The sequence below is a fragment of the Christiangramia oceanisediminis genome (assembly GCF_022570735.2).
Taxonomy (GTDB): domain Bacteria; phylum Bacteroidota; class Bacteroidia; order Flavobacteriales; family Flavobacteriaceae; genus Christiangramia; species Christiangramia oceanisediminis.
Map to the genome: position 1 here is coordinate 508,526 of NZ_JANCNS010000001.1, position 23,559 is coordinate 532,084.

General features: G+C 42.1%; 23 protein-coding genes. 10 read left to right on the forward strand and 13 right to left on the reverse strand.

Annotated elements, in window-relative coordinates; all coding sequences use genetic code 11:
• Positions 1 to 99: 99 nt before the first annotated feature.
• From MKO06_RS02260 to MKO06_RS02280, 5 genes are all read right to left on the reverse strand, one after another.
• On the reverse strand, positions 100 to 1,536 hold the full coding sequence (locus MKO06_RS02260; protein ID WP_241550717.1) for a hypothetical protein: 1,437 nt from the start codon (positions 1,534 to 1,536) through the stop codon (positions 100 to 102).
• The gene (locus MKO06_RS02265; RefSeq protein ID WP_241550718.1) at positions 1,533 to 2,462 is read right to left on the reverse strand and encodes an alpha/beta fold hydrolase; all 930 of its coding nucleotides are present in this window, start codon (positions 2,460 to 2,462) and stop codon (positions 1,533 to 1,535) included. The genes MKO06_RS02260 and MKO06_RS02265 overlap by 4 nt, the downstream gene beginning before the upstream one ends.
• Positions 2,440 to 3,960: a class I adenylate-forming enzyme family protein gene (locus tag MKO06_RS02270; protein WP_241550719.1), complete on the reverse strand. Its 1,521-nt coding sequence runs from the start codon at positions 3,958 to 3,960 to the stop codon at positions 2,440 to 2,442. The genes MKO06_RS02265 and MKO06_RS02270 overlap by 23 nt, the downstream gene beginning before the upstream one ends.
• A complete protein-coding gene (locus tag MKO06_RS02275) occupies positions 3,957 to 5,435 on the reverse strand; it encodes a sodium:solute symporter family transporter (RefSeq protein ID WP_241550720.1) in 1,479 nt (492 codons plus the stop codon). The genes MKO06_RS02270 and MKO06_RS02275 overlap by 4 nt, the downstream gene beginning before the upstream one ends.
• A gap of 194 nt (positions 5,436 to 5,629) precedes the next feature.
• Positions 5,630 to 6,352, reverse strand: coding sequence for a copper homeostasis protein CutC (locus MKO06_RS02280; RefSeq protein ID WP_241550721.1), 723 nt, complete (start codon positions 6,350 to 6,352; stop codon positions 5,630 to 5,632).
• Positions 6,353 to 6,438: 86 nt separating this feature from the next.
• On the opposite strand from MKO06_RS02280, the gene MKO06_RS02285 reads away from it, so the two are divergent.
• Both MKO06_RS02285 and polA read left to right on the forward strand, forming a co-directional pair.
• Positions 6,439 to 7,416: a glycosylasparaginase gene (locus MKO06_RS02285; RefSeq protein ID WP_241550722.1), complete on the forward strand. Its 978-nt coding sequence runs from the start codon at positions 6,439 to 6,441 to the stop codon at positions 7,414 to 7,416.
• Between the two features lie 344 nt (positions 7,417 to 7,760).
• Positions 7,761 to 10,589: a DNA polymerase I gene (gene polA, locus MKO06_RS02290; protein ID WP_241550723.1), complete on the forward strand. Its 2,829-nt coding sequence runs from the start codon at positions 7,761 to 7,763 to the stop codon at positions 10,587 to 10,589.
• A gap of 130 nt (positions 10,590 to 10,719) precedes the next feature.
• On the opposite strand, the gene MKO06_RS02295 is transcribed toward polA, so the two are convergent.
• Entirely contained in the window at positions 10,720 to 11,277 is a 558-nt protein-coding gene (locus MKO06_RS02295) for a lipocalin-like domain-containing protein (RefSeq protein WP_241550724.1), read from the reverse strand.
• A 643-nt stretch (positions 11,278 to 11,920) separates the two neighbouring features.
• Between MKO06_RS02295 and rplM the strand changes: the two genes are divergently transcribed.
• The 8 genes from rplM (at position 11,921) to MKO06_RS02335 (ending at position 18,771) form a co-directional block, all read left to right on the forward strand.
• Positions 11,921 to 12,376: a 50S ribosomal protein L13 gene (rplM, locus tag MKO06_RS02300; RefSeq protein WP_241550725.1), complete on the forward strand. Its 456-nt coding sequence runs from the start codon at positions 11,921 to 11,923 to the stop codon at positions 12,374 to 12,376.
• Positions 12,376 to 12,762 (forward strand): 30S ribosomal protein S9, encoded by a 387-nt coding sequence (gene rpsI, locus MKO06_RS02305; protein WP_241550726.1) that lies wholly within the window; start codon positions 12,376 to 12,378, stop codon positions 12,760 to 12,762. Before rplM ends, rpsI begins: the two co-directional genes overlap by 1 nt.
• 169 nt (positions 12,763 to 12,931) lie before the next feature.
• Positions 12,932 to 13,831, forward strand: a complete 900-nt coding sequence (gene rpsB, locus MKO06_RS02310; protein ID WP_241550727.1) for a 30S ribosomal protein S2 — start codon at positions 12,932 to 12,934, stop codon at positions 13,829 to 13,831.
• A gap of 89 nt (positions 13,832 to 13,920) precedes the next feature.
• Positions 13,921 to 14,745, forward strand: coding sequence for a translation elongation factor Ts (gene tsf, locus MKO06_RS02315; protein WP_241550728.1), 825 nt, complete (start codon positions 13,921 to 13,923; stop codon positions 14,743 to 14,745).
• 400 nt (positions 14,746 to 15,145) lie between these two features.
• Positions 15,146 to 15,868: a tRNA1(Val) (adenine(37)-N6)-methyltransferase gene (locus tag MKO06_RS02320; protein WP_241550729.1), complete on the forward strand. Its 723-nt coding sequence runs from the start codon at positions 15,146 to 15,148 to the stop codon at positions 15,866 to 15,868.
• Between the two features lie 196 nt (positions 15,869 to 16,064).
• On the forward strand, positions 16,065 to 17,240 hold the full coding sequence (locus tag MKO06_RS02325; RefSeq protein WP_241550730.1) for an acyl-CoA dehydrogenase family protein: 1,176 nt from the start codon (positions 16,065 to 16,067) through the stop codon (positions 17,238 to 17,240).
• Positions 17,241 to 17,250: 10 nt separating this feature from the next.
• Positions 17,251 to 17,688 (forward strand): SRPBCC domain-containing protein, encoded by a 438-nt coding sequence (locus tag MKO06_RS02330; RefSeq protein WP_241550731.1) that lies wholly within the window; start codon positions 17,251 to 17,253, stop codon positions 17,686 to 17,688.
• Positions 17,689 to 17,982: 294 nt separating this feature from the next.
• Entirely contained in the window at positions 17,983 to 18,771 is a 789-nt protein-coding gene (locus MKO06_RS02335; protein ID WP_241550732.1) for a DUF3050 domain-containing protein, read from the forward strand.
• Between the two features lie 62 nt (positions 18,772 to 18,833).
• Here MKO06_RS02335 and MKO06_RS02340 read toward each other — a convergent pair whose 3' ends face one another.
• From MKO06_RS02340 to trmB, 7 genes are all read right to left on the reverse strand, one after another.
• Positions 18,834 to 19,169, reverse strand: a complete 336-nt coding sequence (locus MKO06_RS02340; protein ID WP_241550733.1) for a 2Fe-2S iron-sulfur cluster-binding protein — start codon at positions 19,167 to 19,169, stop codon at positions 18,834 to 18,836.
• A gap of 87 nt (positions 19,170 to 19,256) precedes the next feature.
• On the reverse strand, positions 19,257 to 20,318 hold the full coding sequence (locus MKO06_RS02345) for an NAD(P)/FAD-dependent oxidoreductase (protein WP_241550734.1): 1,062 nt from the start codon (positions 20,316 to 20,318) through the stop codon (positions 19,257 to 19,259).
• A 27-nt stretch (positions 20,319 to 20,345) separates the two neighbouring features.
• Positions 20,346 to 20,588: a NifU family protein gene (locus MKO06_RS02350; RefSeq protein WP_241550735.1), complete on the reverse strand. Its 243-nt coding sequence runs from the start codon at positions 20,586 to 20,588 to the stop codon at positions 20,346 to 20,348.
• Positions 20,589 to 21,725, reverse strand: a complete 1,137-nt coding sequence (locus tag MKO06_RS02355) for an Mrp/NBP35 family ATP-binding protein (protein ID WP_241550736.1) — start codon at positions 21,723 to 21,725, stop codon at positions 20,589 to 20,591. It abuts the gene before it with no gap.
• A gap of 150 nt (positions 21,726 to 21,875) precedes the next feature.
• A complete protein-coding gene (locus MKO06_RS02360; protein WP_241550737.1) occupies positions 21,876 to 22,205 on the reverse strand; it encodes an MGMT family protein in 330 nt (109 codons plus the stop codon).
• 1 nt (position 22,206) lies between these two features.
• Positions 22,207 to 22,830, reverse strand: a complete 624-nt coding sequence (locus MKO06_RS02365) for a LysE family translocator (RefSeq protein WP_241550738.1) — start codon at positions 22,828 to 22,830, stop codon at positions 22,207 to 22,209.
• 6 nt (positions 22,831 to 22,836) lie between these two features.
• Positions 22,837 to 23,511, reverse strand: coding sequence for a tRNA (guanosine(46)-N7)-methyltransferase TrmB (trmB, locus tag MKO06_RS02370; protein ID WP_241550739.1), 675 nt, complete (start codon positions 23,509 to 23,511; stop codon positions 22,837 to 22,839).
• Between the last annotated feature and the right edge of the window lie 48 nt (positions 23,512 to 23,559).

Consider the following 23,559-nt stretch of genomic DNA (forward strand, 5'->3'; position numbering starts at 1 on the left):
TTTAACAACGCAATAGACCAAAGAGGGCCTATACCAGATTTTATGAAGTGTGACCCGCAAATTCAGCCTGGTTTCTGAATGTCAAAAACACCTCTAAGATCAGGAAATAAGCAGGTTTGATGAAAAGTGCGACTTTAATCCAGAAAAGAATGAAGGTTGCGCAAATGAAAGCCTGTCAATAAATTCGTTCAGGGCTTCCAGCCCCTCATTATCAAAATGTGAAGTAGCTGTAATCTCTGATATTCTTCTAAAAAGACTGTCTTCAGAAATATTCCCGTTTAAATAGGTCGCCAGGTAATAATACCAGTGGATCTTCGGAATGAAATTATAGTTGCCGGATGTTTCAATTTCCCGCTCCAGGAGATTATATTTTTTGGAGATCTTGATCACTTCGGCCGGTTTTTCGGCTGTAGTAAGCAGCATCAGGTAATTGGAAAAGAACCGGCTCCACCGGTGATCAAAAAGATGTTTCTTATTCTCAAAGATGAAATTTTTGGCGAAGGTTTCTGCGATCGCAATCCGTTTATTGCGCACCAGGGTCCTTATGTAGTGGGTTGCAAAGCCCAGCTTTTGATGATGATTGAATGAATTCTTGAATAAGGCGTAATTAGCGGTGAGTACCTCTAAAGCCTCTTTGTTCTTATCTTTTTTTAGCAAAATTGCCACCAGGTTGTTCAGATAGAACAATTTATCGCTGTTGTCCTGTTTTACCGAAAGCTGCGCGTAATATTCGGCTTTTTCCAGGTCTTTTAGATTGGAGTGCAGGATCACCCGGTTCGCATAGTAGTTGAACAGCACCCGCCTTGAATACATCAAACCTTTTTTAAAGAGACCATCTACATAATCAAAAATCTCCCGTGCCTTTTCATATTCCTTATAATTGAAATAAAGGAAAACCAGCCTTACAAAAGCATGGTATTTATTTCTTCCGTCCAGCTCGGCATCATGAAGATGAGCCTGTAAAACAGATTCCCAGTGCTTGGTATTGGTGCTTCGGGTGGTATACTGGTAGGTTAGATCGCGCGTGGCGTGAAAGATCTCTTCCTTGACCTTCAATGCTTTCTCGTAAAATCCCCGGTTCCTTTCCAGGAAATCCCCGGTTAGTTCACAGTCTTTGTACCTAAATCTAACCAGCAGGAAATCCTGGTATTCCCTTACCAGTTCATAGAATTTCTGAAAATAAAAAGAGGTCTGGTCATATTTGCTAATCTCTTCCTGCAGCAATTTCTCTTCTTCTGAAGTGATAGTATCTGTAAGCACCTGCTTTTCGATATAGGTTAGATATTCCAGGTTCGAATCCACATCTACGCGCTCCAGCTTACGGGCTATCCATTTCTTGATATAGGCATATTTGCGTTTGTCAATATCCTCATCGAATTCTTCGGTGGCCTCGAACTGCTCGGCATTTCTACAAACCTTTCTTAAGATCTCCTCCTTTTCATCATCCCTGATGCGGTTCTCTCTTAACAGAAAAGCCGCCTCATGAGGCAGTACACTTTCTGAAAATTCCAGGAATATCTTAAGTTTCGATTTCATTCTCCTGCAAAATCTCTTATTAGTTGGTTCACTTCTGTCGCTTTTTCAAAATTGACAAAATGCCCGGCCTCATCGATCACTTCCACCTCCAGATCCTTAAATTTTTCTTCTGAAGTCTCCACCAGGCTTTCAATACTTTCATCGGGATGAAAATAGCGGTTTGGAATAAGCATATCATTCTTTCCGAAGATCATAAGCACCGGAATGGAAATTTCAGAAATCCTTTCTATGACCGGCTCGTCCAGCATTGCATGAATATTGTTCACCACGGTTTCAGCGTATTGAGGAAAATCTCCAGCCTCCTTCATCGCGATGCGCTGCTCCACCATCTTACTTGCCGACTCCGGAAATTCATAAAAATTGAGCTTGTAATTAGCGAGGATCTGTTCGTCGCTGGAAGCCATTAGCATGGCCGGGGTATAGGAAGATTTCATAAGTGTTGCTTCCTGCGGGGTAAAGGTTTCGATCCCGGCCGGTGCAACCAGTACCAGTTTTTCAAAAACCTCAGGATATTCCAGCACTGTATGCATGGCGATCTGCCCGCCCATCGAATGCCCGGCAAGGATCACATTTTCAAGTTCCTTTTTCTGAATAAATTCCCTTATCATATCAGCATACTCGCTTAGGCTGTAATCGGTGCGGTTTCGGGAAGATTTACCATAACCCGGAAGGTCGATCGCAATACATCGAAAATCATCACCCAGGCCCTCCAGGTTGTTTTCCCAGGACTGCAGGGTGCTGGAAAGACCATGCACAAAAAGAATACTGGTTGCCCCCTTCCCGGTTTCCAGGTATACGATCTCTTCAGAATCTAATTTTATTTTTTGCACGGTGGAAGGATAACTTAAAATTTCACTTATGTTCTTTTGGGCTTTTAAACCTGTGAGCATTAAACATAAAATACTAACTAATATTCTTTTTTTCATGGGTTATAGACTTGTATTTCTTTTTTAAGCTTTGCCGGTCTATCTTTCCGATTCCTATCTTCGGAAGGGATTCGAGAAAAACGATGGCCTTGGGGATCTTATAAGACGCCAGATGCTGTTTCATAAGATGGAAAAGCTGTTCTTCAGAAACATCTCTGTTCACAGGCACCACAAAAGCAACTCCGGTTTCCCCCCAATTTTCATCTGGAACTCCCAAAACCGCGACCTCCCTGACAAATTCAGATTTAATAAGCACATTTTCGATCTCTGATGGGTAAATATTCTCGCCTCCAGAAATGAACATCTGGTTCTTTCTTCCGTGGATATACATAAAACCGGCATCGTCCATACTCACAATATCGCCGGTATAAAACCAGCCATCCTTAATCTTTTCAAGCGTGTAGGCAGAATTATTCCAGTAACCCGGCGTTACGATATTTCCGCTAAGACACAGTTCACCCGGTGTTCCTGTGGCCACTTCCCTGCCCTCTTCATCGAGGATCCTGTGGTCTACATAAAAATTAAGCTTCCCTATAGAGCCTTTTTTCCAAAGCGCGTCATGGTGATGCAACGAGGTGATACAGGGACCGGCTTCGGTTAAACCGTAACCCTGTCGTAACAGGACTCCTTTTTGTGCCCAGGTATCGATTAGCGAAACGCTTAGACTTTCACCACCCACAACCATATATTTTAAATGTGGTGCCTTAAAATCGCTGAAACAGGATTTTCCGGCCATCATTTTCAGCATGGTTGGAATGGCCAGAAACAGGCTTATCTTTTCCTTTTGTAAATAGTCTAAAACCCGTTTTGCCTTGAAGGCCCGCATAAAATCTACTCTTGCTCCACGATGCAGCATTGGCAGTACCAGTACATTCCATCCAGAAGTATGATAGGGAGGCAGCACGTTCAAAGTTGAATCTTTAGAAGTGATCTCCAATTGCACCGAGGTATTCAGGCTGTTCCAGAACAACATTTTGTTGGTATACACCACTCCTTTTGGTTTCCCGGTAGTACCCGAGGTATAGAAAATAAAAACAGGTTGCTCTGGAAGGATCTCCTTTTTTGTCTCCACAGCTTCAAAACCAGAGGCAGCCTGAAACATTTCCTGGAAAGACAGGCCCTTCACACTTATTTGCTCCTGAATTTTGTCATTTAAGTCACCGAAAGTACCCAGATCGAAAACCAATAGTGCAGGCTCTGTATCCTTCAGGCAATAAACGAATTCAGGAACCGAAGATCTATAATTCAAAGGCACTAAAATAGCTCCCATGCGTTGAGCAGCGATGAACAGGATCAAATATTCAATGGAATGCTGACCGAGCACCGCGATGCGATCACCCTGGGTTATATTTAATTCATTTTGAAGATAAGCTTCCAGCCTTAAGGCCTCCTGGTGCAACTCCTTGTAGGTATAGCAACCATCGCTATCAGCGCAACGCACTGCAACTTTATCGGGCGTATAAACCGACCATTTTCCTATCCAGTCGAAATAATTCATGCTCTTTTTCTGCTGACTAAATATAGAGAATTACCTATTATAAAAGAGGCGACCACGGCGATTGCTGCAGAAACCCCGGGATTGTTCACCGGTTCCTGCATATAGGGCGTTATCCTTCCATAATAGACGATAAAATGAATGGCCACCGCGGAAAAACTGGCGATAAAGACCGCATTCTTGCTTACTTTCTTAAAATAGATTCCGAATAATACAGGTACAAAGGCTGCCGCAAAATAGGCATAGACCCCATTCTGGGCGAAGATACCCACACTCACATTTGGATCGACGATCTGGTCGTAGCTCAGGAAAAAGCTTATGATGGCAAGCACAATGATCACCACTTTATTTAGCGCGACCATATTAAAATTCTTTTCAGGCATTAAACCGGAAATAAGATCGGTAGTAATGGTTGTAGATAAAGACTGGATCAGTGCCTCCAGGGTAGAAAGCCCTGCTGAAATAAGCCCGGCCACGATGATCACACCCACTCCGGCAGTAAAGGTTTTCACCACATAAGCTGAAACCAGTTCATCCATTTTCAAAGGAGTTCCTTCATAACTCAGGTCAGGAAAAGTGATACGGGCATATAAACCAACGATCACAACCAGAAAGAAGAAAATCATGCAAACGATGGCAACGGTGAGGTATTGGTTCACCGATTTCTCACTTTTCAGAAAAAGAGTTTTCGTAATGATATGCGGCTGACATACGATCGCGATCCCGATTATGATCTGGCACACGATGATCTCGAAATAATCCCTGAACAGGAAACTGGCCTCGTTGGTTGCCTTGGTAAGATTCGGATCGATCTCGTTAAGCAAGGAAACAAAACCGTCAATTCCGTTGGAGAAATATTCTGAACCAGAAGCGAGCAAGATGATCGCTACTATGAACATAATGATTGCCTGCACCGTATTGGTATAAACCATGGAATTAGCTCCTCCAAACATGGTATAGCCAAAAACTAAAGTGATCAGCCCCATCAGCACGTAAAATGGCTCGAGGTTCAATGATTTGGAGATGATCTGGGTTAAACCAACACATATCAATACGATAAAGGTGATCAGCAACAGGGAAAGAATGGCAAAAAACAGCGTCAGTCCTTTTGAATCATAGCGCTTCCCTATCCATTGAGCCATGGTCAAGGCTTTCACCGTAGAACCATAGCGCTGGAATGCCTTGGTAAAGAATATAAGGGAGGCAAAAATCGCTATTGGCATCACTATTCCGAAGGAGATGATGCCTGAGAATCCGTACAGAGCGATAAAGCCCGGATTAATAATAAATGTAGCAGCGCTGGTCATGGAAGCCGCCAGGCTTAACCCAACCGCCCAGGCCGGGAACCCGCTTCCAATCGCGTAATCATTAATGTCTTTGGTTTTCAGGTTCCCCCTAATCACGAAAAAGAGGATCACCAGTGCATAAACTACTAAGAGAATCGTAACGTAAAGAGACCAGGTTTCTGAGGCGAACATATAAAACTAATTGCTGGCTTAATTTAAGAATCCGCCGATACGAATATAGATCGATTCCTTTAATTAGAATTGCGACTTAATGACCTATTTTAAAAAATTCGGCATAAGCCCCTTTTACCAGGCACATCGATAAAGTGCGACCTTAAAATAATTATATCTAATTGCGAGGATGTTTTAGACGAAAACCTTCAATTCTACCTGATCTTTTTGATCATTTCCTTGATGAGCTTGTCATCGCTGATTGTCTTTATATGTTCCTGAAGAAATTTTTCTGAATTCATTGGAACCGGGATCTCATAAGCTACCTCATCTATAATTTTTGAGGCTGAAAAATGCACGGCCTGAAAACCGGAATTTTTGAATTGGGCAATATTTTCCAGGTTTACGCCACTTCCCGGCATGATAGTACATCTCTTGGCCGCCTCCTTCAATTTGATAAGATTTTCAAAACCTTCATCAACATTGCTTTTGCCTCCTGAAGTTAAAATGCTTTGAACACCTAAATCTTCTAATTGTCCCAAAGACCGTACAGGATCTTTTAACCAATCGAAAGCCCGGTGAAAAGTGAAGTGAATACCTTCTGAAGCCTGGACTAATTTTGAAGTTTTCTCCAGGTCGATCTCGCGCTTATCATTCAAAGCGCCGGAAACGATCCCGGAAACACCCATTTCTTTACAAATTTCAATATCGGACAGCATCACCTCAAATTCCATTTCAGAATAGGTGAAATTGCCGCTCCTGGGCCTGATCAAAACATGAACCGGGATTGAAATTCTTTCTAAAACAGATCGTATCAATCCGAAGGAAGGAGTAATTCCTCCCACACCCAGTTCAGAACACAACTCTATACGATCGGCCCCTCCTTTCTCGGCATTCAAGGCAGACTCCAAAGAATTGGCACAAACTTCTATGAGCATTTTAGTATATTTAATTTTTTTAAAATTCAGCGGAAAGATCACAAAGTAAGAAATTCCTCCTGTTTTCTTATCCAATTTAATTACTTATGCAAAGACGTAAATTCATAGAAAGATCTGCCATTTCTTTAGCAGGTATTTCTTTAGGATCGGGCCTCATCTCAACAAACCTGTTTGCCATGACAAAAAACACCTCTACAAAACCTGTAGCCGTTGCTACCTGGAACTTTCAGAATGCCACGAAATTAGCCGGAGCCATGCTAGAAGACGGAGCCTCGGCTTTAGATGCCGTGGAAAAAGGCGTGATGGTAGAGGAATCCAATTTGAAAAACACCACGGTTGGTGATGGCGGCGCACCAGACCGTGACGGAAATGTGACCCTGGACGCCTGCATCATGTCGCCCGATGGTAATGCCGGCTCGGTGGTTTACCTGAAGGAGATCGCTCACCCGGTTTCGGTAGCCAGGAAAGTCATGGAAGAAACTCCGCATGTAATGCTGGCTGGTGAAGGAGCTCTTCAGTTCGCTATCCAGCAGGGATTTAAAAGGAAGAACCTGCTTACCGAGGAATCTGAAAAAGCCTGGAAAGAATGGCTGGAACACAAACAATATAAACCCATTATCAATATCGAAAATCACGATACCATCGGGATGCTTTGCATGGACGAAAACGGAGATATTGCGGGTGCCTGCACCACAAGCGGACTTTCGTATAAGATGAACGGCCGAGTAGGTGATTCACCCATCATTGGTGCCGGATTGTTCCTGGACAACGAAATTGGTGGAGCCGTGGGTACAGGAATGGGCGAAGCGATCATGAAAAGCGTAGGTAGTTTTCTAATAGTTGAATTGATGCGGCAGGGAAAAAATCCGCAGGAAGCCTGTAAGGAAGCGGTACTGAGAACCATAAAACAAAATGCAAATTTCAGGGATTTCCAGGTTGCCTATGTTGCCATGAACAAAAAAGGAGAAATTGGATCCTATTGTATTCATAAAGGCTTCAGCTACGCGAAATTTCATAATGGTGAGAGCACGAATAATCCAAGCGATTCGTATTTGAAGGATTGATCCTTACCAATTACAAATGAATTGACAACAGATTTTTCAGTCGTTCCGAAGCATCGGAACTCCTTCGAAATGACTTTATAAACTAAATTTTAACCTGGATATGCTGGTTCTCCATCCCACGCTGTCAGGCTGAGCAGAGTCGAAGCCGTGGATCTATCTATAATGAACCCAAACTGTCAGGCTGAGCGGAGTCGAAGCCTAAAGCTAAAACAACCAGAACAAGCTAACCTTTAAACTGTGCATAAGGTGACGATAAAATCTCTAAATTGAAATCAATCTTAGGTAAGACTAATTTTATCTTCGTAGTTTTGAAATATTCTCAGAATTCAATTTAAACAATACCAATGGCCGAACAAAAACGCCTCTTTTTACTCGATGCATACGCTTTAATTTTCCGCGGATATTACGCTTTTATCAAGAATCCCAGGATCAATTCCAAGGGTTTCAATACTTCTGCCATTATGGGATTCACCAACTCCCTGTTTGATGTGATTAGAAGGGAAAAGCCAGATCACCTGGCGGTTTGTTTTGATAAAGACGGCAGCAAGGAGCGAACCGAGATGTTCTCGGAATATAAGGCAAACCGGGACGAAACTCCAGAACCCATCCGCGAGGCCATCCCGATAATACAGGATATTCTAAAGGCCATGCACATTCCGGTAGTTGAATGCGCCGGAATGGAAGCTGATGACATTATTGGAACCCTGGCAAAACAGGCCGAAAAAGAGAATTACAAGGTCTATATGGTAACTCCCGATAAGGATTTTGCCCAGCTCGTCACTGAAAATATCTTTATGTACCGCCCGGCCCGGATGGGTAACGGGATCGAGATCTGGGGAATTCCGGAAGTCCAGAAGAAATTTGAAGTAGAAAGACCTGAACAGGTGATCGATTTCCTGGGGATGATGGGAGACTCGGTTGATAATATTCCCGGACTTCCTGGTGTGGGTGAAAAGACCGCTAAGAAGTTCTTAAAAAAATACGGCAGCATGGAAGGCCTGCTGGCGAACACCGATGACCTTAAAGGAAAGATGAAGGAAAAGGTGATCGAAAATGCCGAACTGGGAATCCTTTCCAAAAAACTGGCGACCATCTTTACCAATTGTGATGTGAAATTCCATGCGAAAGATTATGAACTTTCAATGCCCGATGGACAAAAAGTACAGGAAATATTTGATGAACTCGAATTCCGAAGACTAAAAGACCAGTTCATCAAATTATTTTCAGGGGAAGAAGATACTGCTCAAACCCAGGTGACCAATTCTCCTTCAGCTAAGAAAAACGCTGAAGCCACTGCGGGCGCCGGTCAATTCTCATTATTTGGAGGAGACGGCGAGGAGATCGAGCGCACCTCTTCAAGGACCAACCTGGGCGATACGCCTCATTTCTACCAGGCAATAAATACTGAAATGGCCAGAAAGCTTTTTATGGAAAGGCTTTTGAAACAAAAGAGCGTTTGTTTTGATACTGAAACCACCAGTTTGAATCCGTTGGAAGCACAGCTGGTTGGAATCGCATTTTCCTGGGAGACCGGGAAAGGCTTTTATATTCCCTTTCCGGAAGACCAGCAGGAGGCTCAGAAGATCATCGAGGAGCTACGAGAATTCTTTGAAGATGAAAAAATTGAAAAAGTAGGCCAGAATCTTAAGTATGATATCGAGGTTCTGGACAAATATAACCTGGAGGTAAAAGGCCCGCTTTTCGACACCATGATCGCACATTACCTCATCAATCCGGATATGCGCCATAATATGGATGTACTGGCCGAAACTTACCTCAACTATTCTCCACAGCCAATTACCGAACTTATCGGGAAAAAGGGTAAGAATCAGGGAAGCATGCGTGATGTTCCGCTTGATAAACAAACCGAATATGCCGCCGAAGATGCCGATATCACTTTTCAGCTGAAAAACTTTTTTGAAAAAGAGCTGGATGAAGCCGAAACCAGGAAGCTTTTCAACGAGATCGAAATTCCACTGGTGAAGGTACTGGCCGATATGGAACTGGAAGGGATCAAACTGGATGAAGTTTATTTAAGATCGCTTTCTGAAGCACTTGCTGCCGATATCAAGGAACTTGAAGTTAAAATCTACGAAGCTGCAGGAGAGGAATTTCTCATCAGTTCACCAAAACAATTAGGGATCATTTTATTCGAAAAAATGGCCCTCGTCAAAAAACCGAAAAAGACCAAAACCGGGCAGTATTCCACCAGTGAAGATGTACTTTCTGGCCTTGCAGAAGAACATGCCATCATCAAACACGTTCTGGATTACAGGGGATTGGTAAAACTTCAGAACACCTATGTGGATGCGCTACCAAACCAGGTTGAAAAAACCACAGGCAGGGTTCATACAGATTATGTGCAGACCACTGCAGCCACTGGAAGATTAAGCTCCAATAATCCCAACCTTCAGAATATCCCGATCAGGACCGAAAGAGGACGACAGGTAAGAAAGGCTTTTGTACCACGAGATGAAAATTACGTGCTACTTGCTGCCGATTATTCCCAGATTGAACTAAGGATCATTGCAGCACTCAGCAAGGAAGAGAACATGATCAAAGCCTTCCAGGATGGGGAAGATATTCACGCATCAACCGCAGCGAAAGTTTTTGGAGTCCCCATCGAGGAAGTGACCAGGGAGCAACGAAGCAATGCGAAAACAGTGAATTTTGGGATCATTTATGGAGTTTCAGCCTTCGGACTCAGCAATCAAACCTCGCTTTCGAGGAGCGAAGCCAAGGAACTGATCGATACCTATTATAAGACCTATCCAAAATTGAGCGGCTATATCGCAGACCAGGTGGAATATGCCAGGGAACATGGCTATGTTTCTACGGTTCTGGGTAGAAGAAGATATTTAAAAGACATCAATTCAAGAAACCAGGTAGTACGAGGTGCCGCCGAGCGAAACGCGGTTAACGCACCTATACAGGGAAGTGCCGCAGATATCATCAAACTGGCGATGATCAACATTCACCGTAAACTTGAAGAAGGAAATTACAAGACCAGGATGTTGCTGCAGGTTCATGATGAACTGGTGTTCGATGCTCACAAAAGCGAACTGGAAGAGGTCAAGAAAATGATCAAATCTGAAATGGAGAACGCCTACAAACTGGAAGTACCCTTAGATGTAGAACTTGGGATCGGCGAAAACTGGCTGGAAGCGCACTAATCAGTGGGCAGTGAGCAGTTTTCAGTTGGCAGTTTGAGGTTAGAGGTTAGAGGTTAGAGGTTAGAGGTTAGAGGTTAGAGGTTAGTGAAATAAAAAATTTGAATCTCGGTAGAATACCCATGCAAAGGTTTCATTCAACTCTGCTGTATTCCAGTTCAACGATTTGAATATCAGACACCAGCGTATTTCCCGGGTCGTTCACATAAATCTCAGACTCCTCCTTGGTAACTTCAAAGGAAAAGCGATTACCAGATAGTTTTATCGTTTTTGAATCTGTATATAGAATATTGCCAATAACAATATATAAGAAAAGTTCATCCCGGTTAATTTCCCAGGTCCCAGAATCTTCCCGGTTATTTAAACAGGCGAATTCATCATCTCCCGGTCCCGCAGCAAAGTCCATTTGGGCATTAATCGAAAAGAATCCATTATTTTCAAAAAAATCAATTCTCATATCATCGTAACAATCGGTTTCCAGTAACAAATTTGTATTGCTGCTTCCATCACCATCGAGATCTACAGGAATATTAGCCTGCATGGCAGAAATTTGCCAGCTACCGTATAAGAGTCTTGGTTGAATATTAGCATTCTGAGACATCAACAATTCATCTTCTCCTAAGGGAGGCGCCATTTCATCGCAAGAAAGAAGGAAAATAATAATTAAGGAAATTGCAAATACAGGTCTCATCTTCAGCATGTTATCACACCAAAAATAAACATACAGCATGTTGATTATCAGTCTACTGCATGTTTTTCTATAAGAAACCTGTTTTCATCCTGAAATACATGACTTCACATTCTTAATGTAAGAAAGGCCTTCTTAAGAACACCCGTCTCAAAACTCATGGGTTGGCATTAATGGAAAAACCTCATAGATTTTTAACTATGAGGTTTCCCAACTAACACTAAAAACTACAATTAGGCTGGGCTTATATCCAGCTCTAAAAATCTTATTACCTCCAAATTGTTTCAGCATAGAATCTGAATTTGGCAGGATTGATGGCTTAATAATTTAACCTGTCACCTATAAACGTTTTTAAAGCTCAAATCTTGCCCGCCAAATGTTAAATATTGAACTTATTTCAGCTTTTAACTTTTAGGCTTAGAAATACCCTGTTTTATAGAAGAATTCGTTTTGGACAAATCTGCACAGCAGTCAAAATTAAGCTTAATGTAGATCCAACTGTAAATCAGCAGCTTCGAAGCATATAAAATAATGAATCGCCTATTTGCTATTAGAATTTATAATTGTACATTTGCACCCCTGTTTTCCCGATTGAGATGCGGGCAAACGGGATTGGAATGTTTAATAATTAGTAAAATCAATTGGTGTGGACACATTAAGTTACAAAACAGTATCGGCTAACAAAGCCACCAGAACCAAGGAATGGGTTGTGGTAGATGCTGAAGGACAATCATTGGGTCGTCTTGCCTCCAGAGTAGCATTTTTGCTTAGAGGAAAGCACAAGCCTAACTTCACCCCACATGTTGACTGCGGAGACAATGTAATTGTTCTAAACGCACAAGGAGTCAACTTGACCGGAAAGAAATGGGATTCGAAAGAATACATTCGTCACACAGGTCACCCGGGTGGACAAAGAAGTCTAACAGCTTCAGAATTATTCAGCAAATCTCCTGAAAGACTTGTTGAAAAAGCCGTAAAAGGCATGCTTCCAAAGAACAAACTTGGAGCAGATTTATTCAGAAATCTAAAGGTTTATGCAGGATCTGAGCATGATCACGAAGCGCAAAAACCTAAAACTATTAACTTAAACGACGTTAAGTAATGGAGGTAATTCACAAAATTGGCCGTAGAAAGACTGCTGTGGCCCGTGTATATGTTTCAGAAGGAAAAGGAAACATTACCGTAAACAAGAAAGACCTTAAAGATTACTTCACTACTGGTACCCTACTTTATAAAGTAAACCAGCCATTGATGCTTACCGAGAACGAAGGAAACTTCGACGTTAAAATTAACGTATACGGTGGAGGTATCACTGGACAGGCTGAAGCGATCCGTCTAGCACTTTCCAGAGCTATGGTTTCACTAGACGAAGAAAACCATGGTGCTCTTAAGCCAGAAGGTCTTCTTACCAGAGATCCACGTATGGTAGAACGTAAGAAATACGGTCAGAAGAAAGCCCGTAAGAAATTCCAGTTCTCTAAACGTTAATCTTATTACCGGATTGGTTTCCGGAGAGTTCATTAAAAAATTAATTTTTTGTTGTTATTCTGTTCATGCCGGGCAGAAGTTAGTTTAGCATCTAAACAGCCAGGGCCGTACTTTAATCAAGTAGCCACCTGGATGTTGCTATCTCAACAGAACGTAAACTATTACAAAAATGGCAAACAAAGTAGAAGTAAAAGAATTACTTGATGCTGGTGTTCATTTTGGACACTTAACAAGAAGATGGAACCCAAACATGGCCCCATATATCTATATGGAGCGCAATGGTATCCACATCATCAATTTATATAAGAGTGCTGCCAAAATGCAGGAGGCCGGTGAGGCACTTGCAAAGATCGCAGCCAGTGGCCGAAAGATCCTTTTCGTAGCTACTAAAAAACAGGCAAAGGAGATCGTAGCTGAGCAGGCAGAAAAGGCAAACATGCCTTATATCACTGAGCGTTGGCCTGGTGGTATGCTTACCAACTTCGTAACTATTCGTAAAGCTGTTAAGAAAATGGCTTCTATCGATAGAATGAAGAAAGACGGTACCTTTAACTCTCTTTCTAAAAAAGAGCGTCTTCAGGTAGATCGTCTAAGAGCGAAGCTTGAAAAGAACCTTGGTTCTATCGCCGATATGTCCAGACTTCCAGGCGCATTGTTCGTAGTGGATATCACTCGTGAGCACATTGCTGTTAAGGAAGCACAAAAACTAAACATTCCAATTTTTGCGATGGTAGATACGAATTCAGACCCACGTGAGGTTGAGTACGTAATCCCATCTAACGACGATGCTTCTAAATCTATTAGCAAAGTTGTTTCTTATGTTTCAGATTCTATCGTTGAAGGTCTTTCTGAAAGAAAGTCTGAAAAGGCTGCCAAGAAGAAAGAAGAAAAAGCTTCAAAAGAAGGAAAAGAAGACAAGGCTCCTAAAGCTAAAAAGGAGAAAAAAGCTGAAGTTCCTTCAACCGATGCCGAAGATAAAAAGGCAATGAAAGAAGCTAAGAAAGATGTAAAGCTTGAGTCTAAGAGTGAAACTCTTGATAAAGCAAAATCATCAAACGAAGAAGAATAAAATAACGTTTTCATAAAATCTAAAAGTCGTTTAGTTTCTTTCTTTACAGTGAGTTTCTAAACGACTTTTTTAAATAAAAAAACACTATTATGGCTAAGATAACCGCCGCTGAAGTAAATAAATTAAGAAAAGCTACTGGTGCAGGAATGATGGACTGCAAGAAAGCATTAGTTGAAGCTGAAGGTGATTTTGACGCTGCAATCGAACTACTTCGTAAGAAGGGTCAGAAAGTTGCTGCCAAGAGAGCCGACAGAGATTCTTCTGAAGGAGCTGCTATCGCACAGGTAAATGGAGATAACACTAAAGGTGTGATCATCTCTCTAAACTGTGAGACCGATTTCGTTGCAAAGAATGACGACTTCATCAAGTTGGCTAATGATTTCGCTGATATGGCGCTTAACTATTCTTCAAAAGAAGAGCTTCTTAAGGCAGATTACAAAGGGATCACTGTTGAGGAAAAACTTACTGAGCAAACAGGAGTTATTGGAGAAAAGATCGAGATTGGTGCATTCAAAACTCTTGAGGCTCCATTCGTAGGATCTTATATCCACGCTGGTAACAAGATCGCCGTTCTTACAGGTCTTTCCAAGAACGTAGAAGGAGCTGAAGAAGCTGCGAAAAACGTTTCTATGCAGGCTGCAGCTATGAACCCGGTTGCCCTTAACGAAGAAGGTGTTGATCAGGCTACTATCGATAAAGAGATCGAGATCGCTAAAGACACCCTTAGAGAAGAAGGTAAGCCAGAAAATATGCTTGATAAGATCGCTCAGGGTAAACTTCAACGTTTCTTTAAGGATAACACGCTTGTTCACCAGGCTTATATTAAAGACAACAAGCAGAGCGTTGCAGAATACGTTAAGTCTGTAGACAGTGACCTTGAAGTTGTAGGATTTGAAAGAGTAGCTTTAGGATAAGCTAATTTTTATAATATTCTGAAAAAGAGGTCTTATTTTAGGACCTCTTTTTTTATTCTGTAAGTATTAAATTAAAACGTCATCCTGAACTTGTTTCAGGATCTCAACAGAAGCTGAAACTCCTGAAGTATCGAGACAGCTTGACACATCTCTTCATTGCGAATGAAACGAAGAAGTCACTAGAGATTGCTTCTCCGCCTCTGGCGGATCGCAATGACCCTAAGATATAGAATGTCATTTCGAAGGAGTCCCGACGAATCGGGACGACTGAGAAATCTACTTTTTAATAAAGAATTAAAGCTCAAAGAGATTTCTCCCGATCAATCCGGATCGAAATGATTAACACGGAAACCCTCATTACTACATTGATTCATTGATTCATTGATTCATTGAAAATACCATGTCTAAAGAACCCTTCAAATTCAAACAATTCAGCATCGAACAGGATCGTTGCGCGATGAAGATCGGTACCGACGGTGTATTACTGGGCGCATGGACTTCCCTGGAACACAACCCGGAGAGTATTCTTGACATCGGCACCGGGACAGGTTTAATTGCCCTGATGCTGGCACAAAGGTCTGAAGCCTTTCAGATCGATGCAATTGAGATCGAAGACAATGCCTACGAACAGGCTGTAGAAAATTTTGAGAATAGCGACTGGGGTGATCGGCTTTTCTGTTATCATGCAGGTTTTGATGAGTTTGTGGACGAGATGCAGGACGAGGACAAATACGATTTATTGATCTCCAATCCGCCATTTTATTCTGAAGACTATAAAAGCGGAAATGAACATCGTGACCAGGCCCGATTCGCAGACGCCCTTCCGCTGGAAGAACTCATCGAAGGCGCTTCCCTCCTATTATCTGAAAATGGACATTTCGATATCATCATTCCTTATTCTGAAGAAAACAAAGCCGTTGAAATCGCCCAAAATCATAGATTATTCCCGAATAGAATTACCCGGGTTAGAGGCACTATTAACTCTCCCCTGAAAAGAAGCCTCATCAGTTTTAGCTTTGAACGCAAAGAGCCAATGATAGATGAACTCGTTTTGGAAATCTCCCGACATGAATATACACCTGAATTCAGGAAACTGATTAAGGATTTCTACCTGAAATTATAATTAATTGGTCAAGTTTCGTCACCCTGTCCCAAAGGTTCGGGAGTTCCAAGGTCTAAACGATAATTAGCAGAGATGCTCAAATAAATTCGGCATGAACAATTCCATAAAACCTGTGAGGTTTTGAAAACCTCACAGGTTTAAAAATAAGATTGCTTCTCATAAAAGACTTGGTTACATTTGTTAGAAACACGACACAATGAAACCAGATCTTTTCCAGGCTCCAGATTATTACAATCTTGATGAGCTCCTGACCGACGAACATAAAATGGTGCGCGATGCCACAAGAGAATTCGTAAAGCGCGAAGTTTCCCCTATCATAGAGCAGGCCGCCCAGGATGCCAAATTTCCAAAACAACTTATTAATGGGCTTGCCGAAATTGGCGCTTTTGGACCTTATATTCCCGAAGAATATGGTGGCGCTGGTTTAGATCAAATCTCCTACGGATTGATCATGCAGGAGATCGAACGAGGTGATAGTGGAATTCGATCTACCGCATCGGTACAATCGTCCCTCGTTATGTACCCTATTTTCAAATACGGAACCGAAGAACAAAAAGAGAAATTTCTGCCGAAACTGGCTTCAGGGGAAATGATTGGATGCTTCGGTCTAACTGAACCCGATCACGGATCCAATCCCGGCGGAATGACCACCAACTTTAAAGACAAGGGAGATCATTATTTGCTGAATGGAGCCAAAATGTGGATCTCCAATTCTCCCTTTGCTGATATCGCAATAGTCTGGGCAAAAAATGAAGAAGGAAGAATTCACGGCCTGATCGTGGAAAGAGGAATGGAAGGTTTCTCCACACCAGAAACTCACAACAAATGGTCGCTTCGTGCAAGCGCTACCGGGGAATTGATCTTCGATAACGTAAAAGTACCTAAGGCAAACCTGATGCCAGGTAAATCCGGATTGGGAGCTCCTCTGGGATGCCTGGATTCTGCCAGGTATGGAATTGCCTGGGGAGCCATTGGCGCGGCCATGGATTGTTACGACACAGCCTTACGATATTCCAAGGAAAGAGAACAGTTTGGGGTACCAATCGCCTCCAAACAGCTTCAGCAAAAGAAACTGGCTGAGATGATCACAGAGATCACCAAAGCCCAGCTAATGGCCTGGAGACTCGGAACCCTTAGAAATGAAGGGAAAGCAACCTCAGCGCAGATCTCTATGGCCAAAAGAAATAATGTGGAAATGGCTATTAACATCGCCCGGGAAGCGAGACAGATACTTGGAGGGATGGGAATTACCGGTGAATACAGTATCATGCGACACATGATGAACCTGGAAAGTGTGATCACTTATGAAGGAACCCACGACATACATTTACTGATAACCGGCCTGGATATCACTGGCCATGCGGCTTTTTAATTCCAATTTTATGAAAAAAGTTTATTTTCAAATAGAGATCGATTGTTCTAATGAACGCATTTTTCCAATCATGCTGGACAAAAAGCTATACCGGGAATGGACCGCAGAATTCAATCCAACCTCCCATTACAAGGGCTCCTGGGAAGAAGGCAGTAAAATTCTATTTTTGGCTGAAACTGAAGATGGAGAAAAAGCAGGGATGTACGGCATGATCGAAAAGCATGAACCTGATACATTTATAAGCATCAAACACCTGGGCATGCTGGAAAAAGGCAAAGAGGTGCCGTTTGAAAATGATATTTACGAGAATTATTACCTGGAAGAAAAGAACGATGCTACCAGCTTAAAAGTAGAAATGGACACGGAAGATGAATGGCTGGAGTATTTTGAGAAAACCTGGCCAAGAGCGCTGCAGAAATTGAAAGAGATCTGCGAAAAAAATTGCTAGAACATTATAAAAGATCAAAACAGGGGCATCGTTTGCAACGTTTGCCCTTTTTATATTTTTCACAGCATTTCTTCTTTAAGGGCTTCGGTTTTTTTGCATAGACCCCTTCCACCCTTAAATAGTCTATTGACTTTTCAGAATAGAATATGATCACAAATATCGATCGCATTTCTAAACACATATCATTAAAATAATTTAATAGCCTGGAAATCTGAGTTAAACAAGCATTAAAAATTCGCGAGGATTTTATAATTCCTTCTACGGACTTTACCTTTGCCAAAAATTTTATTGCATATGAATATCCAGGAGATAAACGAAAGTTTAAAACCTCTTACCAATAAGCTTATAGACCACCCTCTTTATAAAGAAATAAAGACCCCGAAACACCTTCAAATATTCATGGAACATCATGTGTACGCTGTATGGGACTTTATGTCTTTACTAACGGCATTACAGCAAAGATTAACAACGGTGTCCAATCCATGGTTACCGGTTGGAGATCCGGAAGTACGCTACCTTATCAATGAGATCGTCCTGGCTGAAGAAACCGATATCAACATCCACGGAAAACGCCAGAGCCATTTTGAAATATATCTCGATGCGATGGATGCTGCCCGGGCAGATAAAACAAAGGTCGAGGATTTCTTGATGCAGGTAAACCATGGGACAGATATTTTCCTGATCATTGCCGCCAGCAAATTACCCATTAGCATCAAGCAGTTTCTGAAGACCACATTTGAAGTGGTGTACAGCAACGAACCACATAAGATCGCTTCGGCATTTACTTTTGGCCGGGAAGGTTTGATCCCAGACATGTTCTCGTCCATAATAGGAAGTGTTCAGAAAAATTTTCCTGAGGAAGATCTAAGCCTTTTCAAATATTACTTTGATCGCCATATAGAATTAGATGGGGATAAGCATGGTCCAATGGCCTTTAAGATGGTGGCCGACCTTTGCGGAAAGGATGAAAGAAAATGGCAGGAAGTAAAGGAAACTGCGGAAAAAGCTCTAAAAAGCAGACTGGAACTATGGAACGGTATCCAGGCTGAAATCCAGGCCGAAACCGAAGTTCCTACTATTTAAAATTTCAAATTCAGGATTCAAGGTTCAAGATTTTGAATTTTAAACCTTGAATCCTGGATCAATTATTCTGAAGCTGGAGCGATCTTCACCTCCAAACCATCCAGTTCTTTGGTAATAGGGATCTGGCAGCTTAAACGGCTATTATCCTCTACAAAAAATGCCTGGTCCAGCATATCTTCTTCTTCATAACTCTTCTCGGGAAGCATGTGCTCAAAATTGAGAATATAACATTGACAGGATGCGCACATGGCCATTCCTCCACAAATCCCGATCGTTCCTTCAGGTGCCAGTTCGTAAGACCGGATCACCTCCATCAGGTTCATATTCATATCGGTTGGTGCATCAATGGTGTGAGCCTCTCCTTCCCGATCAATAATAGTAATCTTAACGTCTGACATTTATTCTTATTCAATTATTCAAATATCGGCATTCTGAATTTATTTCAGAATTTTTAAATCGCTCAAGGTGACAATTTGATATTTGTACTAATTTATACTTTTTACCACTTCTCTTTTCGCTTCCTTCTTACTGCCATCAAAGCCGTTAACCCCGCTAACAGTAGTATATTTCATAACATACTTCTTATCCGGATTGATTCGCTGGTAGGCGCTCTGACACATAATCGCGGCCTCGTGGAATCCACAAAGAATGAGTTTCAGCTTTCCTTTATAGGTATTCACATCTCCTATGGCGTAAATACCGGGAATATTGGTTTGATAATCATACGAATTATCAACCTTGATGGCGTTCTTCTCGATCTCCAGTCCCCAGTTCGCGATAGGCCCCAGTTTTGGAGATAAACCGAAAAGCGGAATAAAATGATCGGTTTCCCTGATCTCTTCTTCCATGGCCTTATCCTTGTGACGTATCACAACAGATTCCAGCTGATCTTCTCCTTTTAGATCAACGACCTCGGCATCGGTAATTAGATTGATCTTTCCAATTTTGGAAAGCTCTTCAACTTTTTCTACTGAATCCAGAGCTCCACGAAAATCCTTTCTTCTATGTATTAGGGAAACTTCCGAAGCAACGTCGGCCAGGAATATACTCCAGTCAAGAGCAGAATCACCTCCTCCGGCAATTACTACTTTCTTATCACGGTAAACTTCCGGATCCCTGATAATATAGGCAACCCCATTATCCTCATATTTTTTAATGGAAGGAATTGGCGGCTTCCTTGGCTCAAAACTGCCAAGCCCGCCAGCGATCACCACCACCGGGGCGTGATGTTTGGTTCCCTTACTTGTAGTTACGATAAAACTCCCGTCATCCTGCTTATCGATGGTTTCAGCTCTTTCTCCAAGGGTAAATCCGGGTTCAAAAGGTTTGATCTGTTCCATTAGATTATCCACAAGATCACCGGCAAGAACTTCAGGGAATCCTGGAATATCGTAAATGGGTTTTTTAGGATAGATCTCAGAACACTGCCCACCGGGTTGGGGTAAAGCATCTATTAGATGACACTTCAGCTTCAATAATCCTGCTTCAAAAACTGCAAAAAGGCCGGTAGGCCCTGCACCAATTATAAGTATATCGGTTTTAATCATGTTAGATTTCAATTAGACTGGTAGACATTATCTCTGAATGTTCACTACCTCTTCAATTTGCGGCACATATTTTTTTATGGTCATTTCCACTCCGCTCTTTAAGGTCATTTGATTTACAGAACAGCCAACGCAGGCGCCTTCCAGCTGTACTTTTACTAACCTATCGTCTTCAATGGAGACCAGAGAGATATTTCCCCCATCACTTTCCAGGAACGGACGTATCTCTGCCAGTGCCTTTTCAACATTAATTTTTACTTCTTCGCTTGTCATTTATTTCTTATTAACCGCACTACATCCAGCCATAGTGGTAATTTTAATGGCTTCGGTTGGAGGCAGATTTTTATTTCGGTTGACGGTTTCCTGTACCATATTCCTGGTGATCTCTTCAAAAGAAGTTTCCAGCGGAGTGGCCGTTTGCAAAGCAGCAGGCCTTCCTATATCTCCAGATTCCCTAAGACTTTGCACCAACGGGATTTCCCCGAGAAACGGAACTTTAAGGTCTTCCGCCAAATTCCTGGCACCTTCCTTTCCGAAGATATAATATTTGTTATCAGGCAATTCTTCTGGTGTGAAATAAGCCATGTTCTCTATAATTCCCAAGACAGGTACATTGATACTTTCCTGCTGGAACATCGCTACTCCTTTTTTCGCATCGGCCAGTGCCACATTTTGCGGGGTACTCACGATCACAGATCCGGTAATTGGCAATGACTGCATGATAGATAAATGAATATCTCCTGTTCCCGGCGGAAGGTCTACCAGCATAAAATCCAGTTCACCCCAGTCTGCATCAAAGATCATCTGGTTCAAAGCCTTAGCGGCCATTGGTCCTCTCCATACCACAGCCTGTCCTGGCTTGGTGAAGAATCCAATAGATAGAATTTTTACGCCGTAATTTTCGACCGGCTTCATTTTGGACTTTCCGTCTACATTGACCGAAAGAGGTCTTTCGGCTTCCACGTCAAACATAATAGGCGCTGAAGGTCCATAAATATCGGCATCCAGGATCCCAACATTGAATCCCATTTTAGACAGGGTCACTGCCAGGTTCGCTGTTACGGTAGATTTTCCAACACCTCCTTTACCAGAAGCCACTGCAATGATATTTTTTATTCCAGGAATAGGTTTTCCCTTGATTTCTGGCTTTTTCTTTTCAGGTGCCTGAACTTTAATATTGACTTTAACCTTGGCCTTTTCATAAACCTTTTCGTGAATGGCTTTCATCACATCCACCTCAGCTCGTTTCTTGATATGAAGAGCGGGAGTTTGAAGAACGAGGTCTACCACTACTTCATCGCCAAAGGTCATTACGTTTTGTACTGCGCCGCTGTCTACCATATTTTTTCCTTCTCCTGCTACAGATATGGTTTCCAGGGCTTTTAGAATATCCTTCCTATTCAATTTCATAGATCAATTTTAATCGGGGTCCATAGCTTATATAGACTGATTCTAAATGCAAATATAGGTGGAAAAGCTAAGAATACGAAGAATTTACCAATATTAGATTTATGGTTAAATAACTTAAGATTATCACAGAAAGCAGCAGTATTTTAAGCCCTAAAGCTCTTTCATAGGATCCCAGAACAATTCTTTAAAATTCAGAACTTTAAGATCATCTACCTCCACACCCTCTGCTTCCAGAAGTTGTTGCATGGCATCGCTTCCTCCAAAATGATGTTTCCCGGTTAGGACTCCGTTGCGATTTACTACTCTATGTGCCGGAACATCTTCCAGGGAATGTGACGAATTCATGGCCCAGCCAACCATTCTGGCACTTTTAGCTGCACCCAGGTATTTTGCGATGGCACCATAAGAGGTCACCCTGCCTTCAGGAATTTGCCGGCACACCTCATAAACTCGTTGAAAAAAACCGGTTGTAGTGTCCATGTCATGTATTGTACATTCTCACTAGCGTAATGATGATGAGCACAAGCATCAGTGTTGCCATGAAGTAGTTCGAATATTTGGTAAAAGACTCGATACGTTCTTCGATTCTTGCAAAAGAAAGCACATAGAGATAAAGGGTGGTAAAGCTCCCCAGAGACGCTGCCAGAGCAAAAGCAATGCTCATAGACCAGTCATAAGAAACTGTATTTTTCAGATCCATCGCACCAGCCAGGGCCACAAAATAGGGAATTGGGAACAGGTTTAGACCTGCAACCAGCATTCCTTTAAAAAGACTGTTTGCATTGGCCTTTTTTGTAGAATGCTTTACTTTTTTCCTATTGCGTGCTTTCAGTAAAAAATAGATAAAAAGAATGGAGAAGATAACCAGTCCTGCCCTCAGCAGCATTCGCCTTACCACCGGGTGCTCAAAGATATATTTGGCCAATAGCACGGCTATCAAAGCCTGGATAAGCACGATCACCGAGGCGCCTATCGCCACATACATTCCGTTTTTCTTACCTCTTTCTACACAGGTCTTGGCAACGGTCATATTTACGAGGCCTGGTGGAATAACTCCTAAAAATGCCGCAAAATATACAATGAGGAACAGTTTTGTTTCTTCCAATATCCTTTATTTAATCTTGAACCGAATATACGTAATCGGTTTCCCCTTTTCAAGATACTGTTTTTCGTAGAAAGTCTGTATCCCCGTCACCTCCTTTGGAGAATAATCATTTTTATAAATATCGTGGTGGGCGTATAGCACTTCATGGCCCTGCCCATGAAGCAATCCCAGGGTGTACCCGTGCATAAATTCTGAATCGGTTTTAAGATGCATCACACCTTCTTCTTTCAGAATGGTTTTATAACGTTGCAAAAATTCGGAATTGGTAAGCCTGTGCTTGGTTCTTTTATACTTGATCTGAGGATCTGGAAAAGTGATCCAGATCTCACTCACTTCGCCGGCTGCAAAAACATGTTCGATCAACTCGATCTGGGTTCGCACAAATGCGACATTGTCCAGGCCTTCTTCAATTGCGGTTTTCGCACCACGCCAGAACCTGGCACCCTTGATATCGATCCCGATAAAATTCTTTTCAGGATTGTTGCGAGCAAGTTCGACTGTATATTCGCCTTTTCCGCAACCCAATTCCAGTACTATTGGATGGTCATTTTTGAAAAAATCCCTGCTCCAGTTTCCTTTAAGTTTAAATTCATTTTCTACCAGCTCCTCCCTGGATGGCTGGATCACGTTCTGGAACTGTTCATTTTCCTTAAACCGCTTCAATTTATTCTTACTTCCCACGAAAATTTTAATATTTTGGTAAAATTAAAGAAAATACGGCACCTTCCT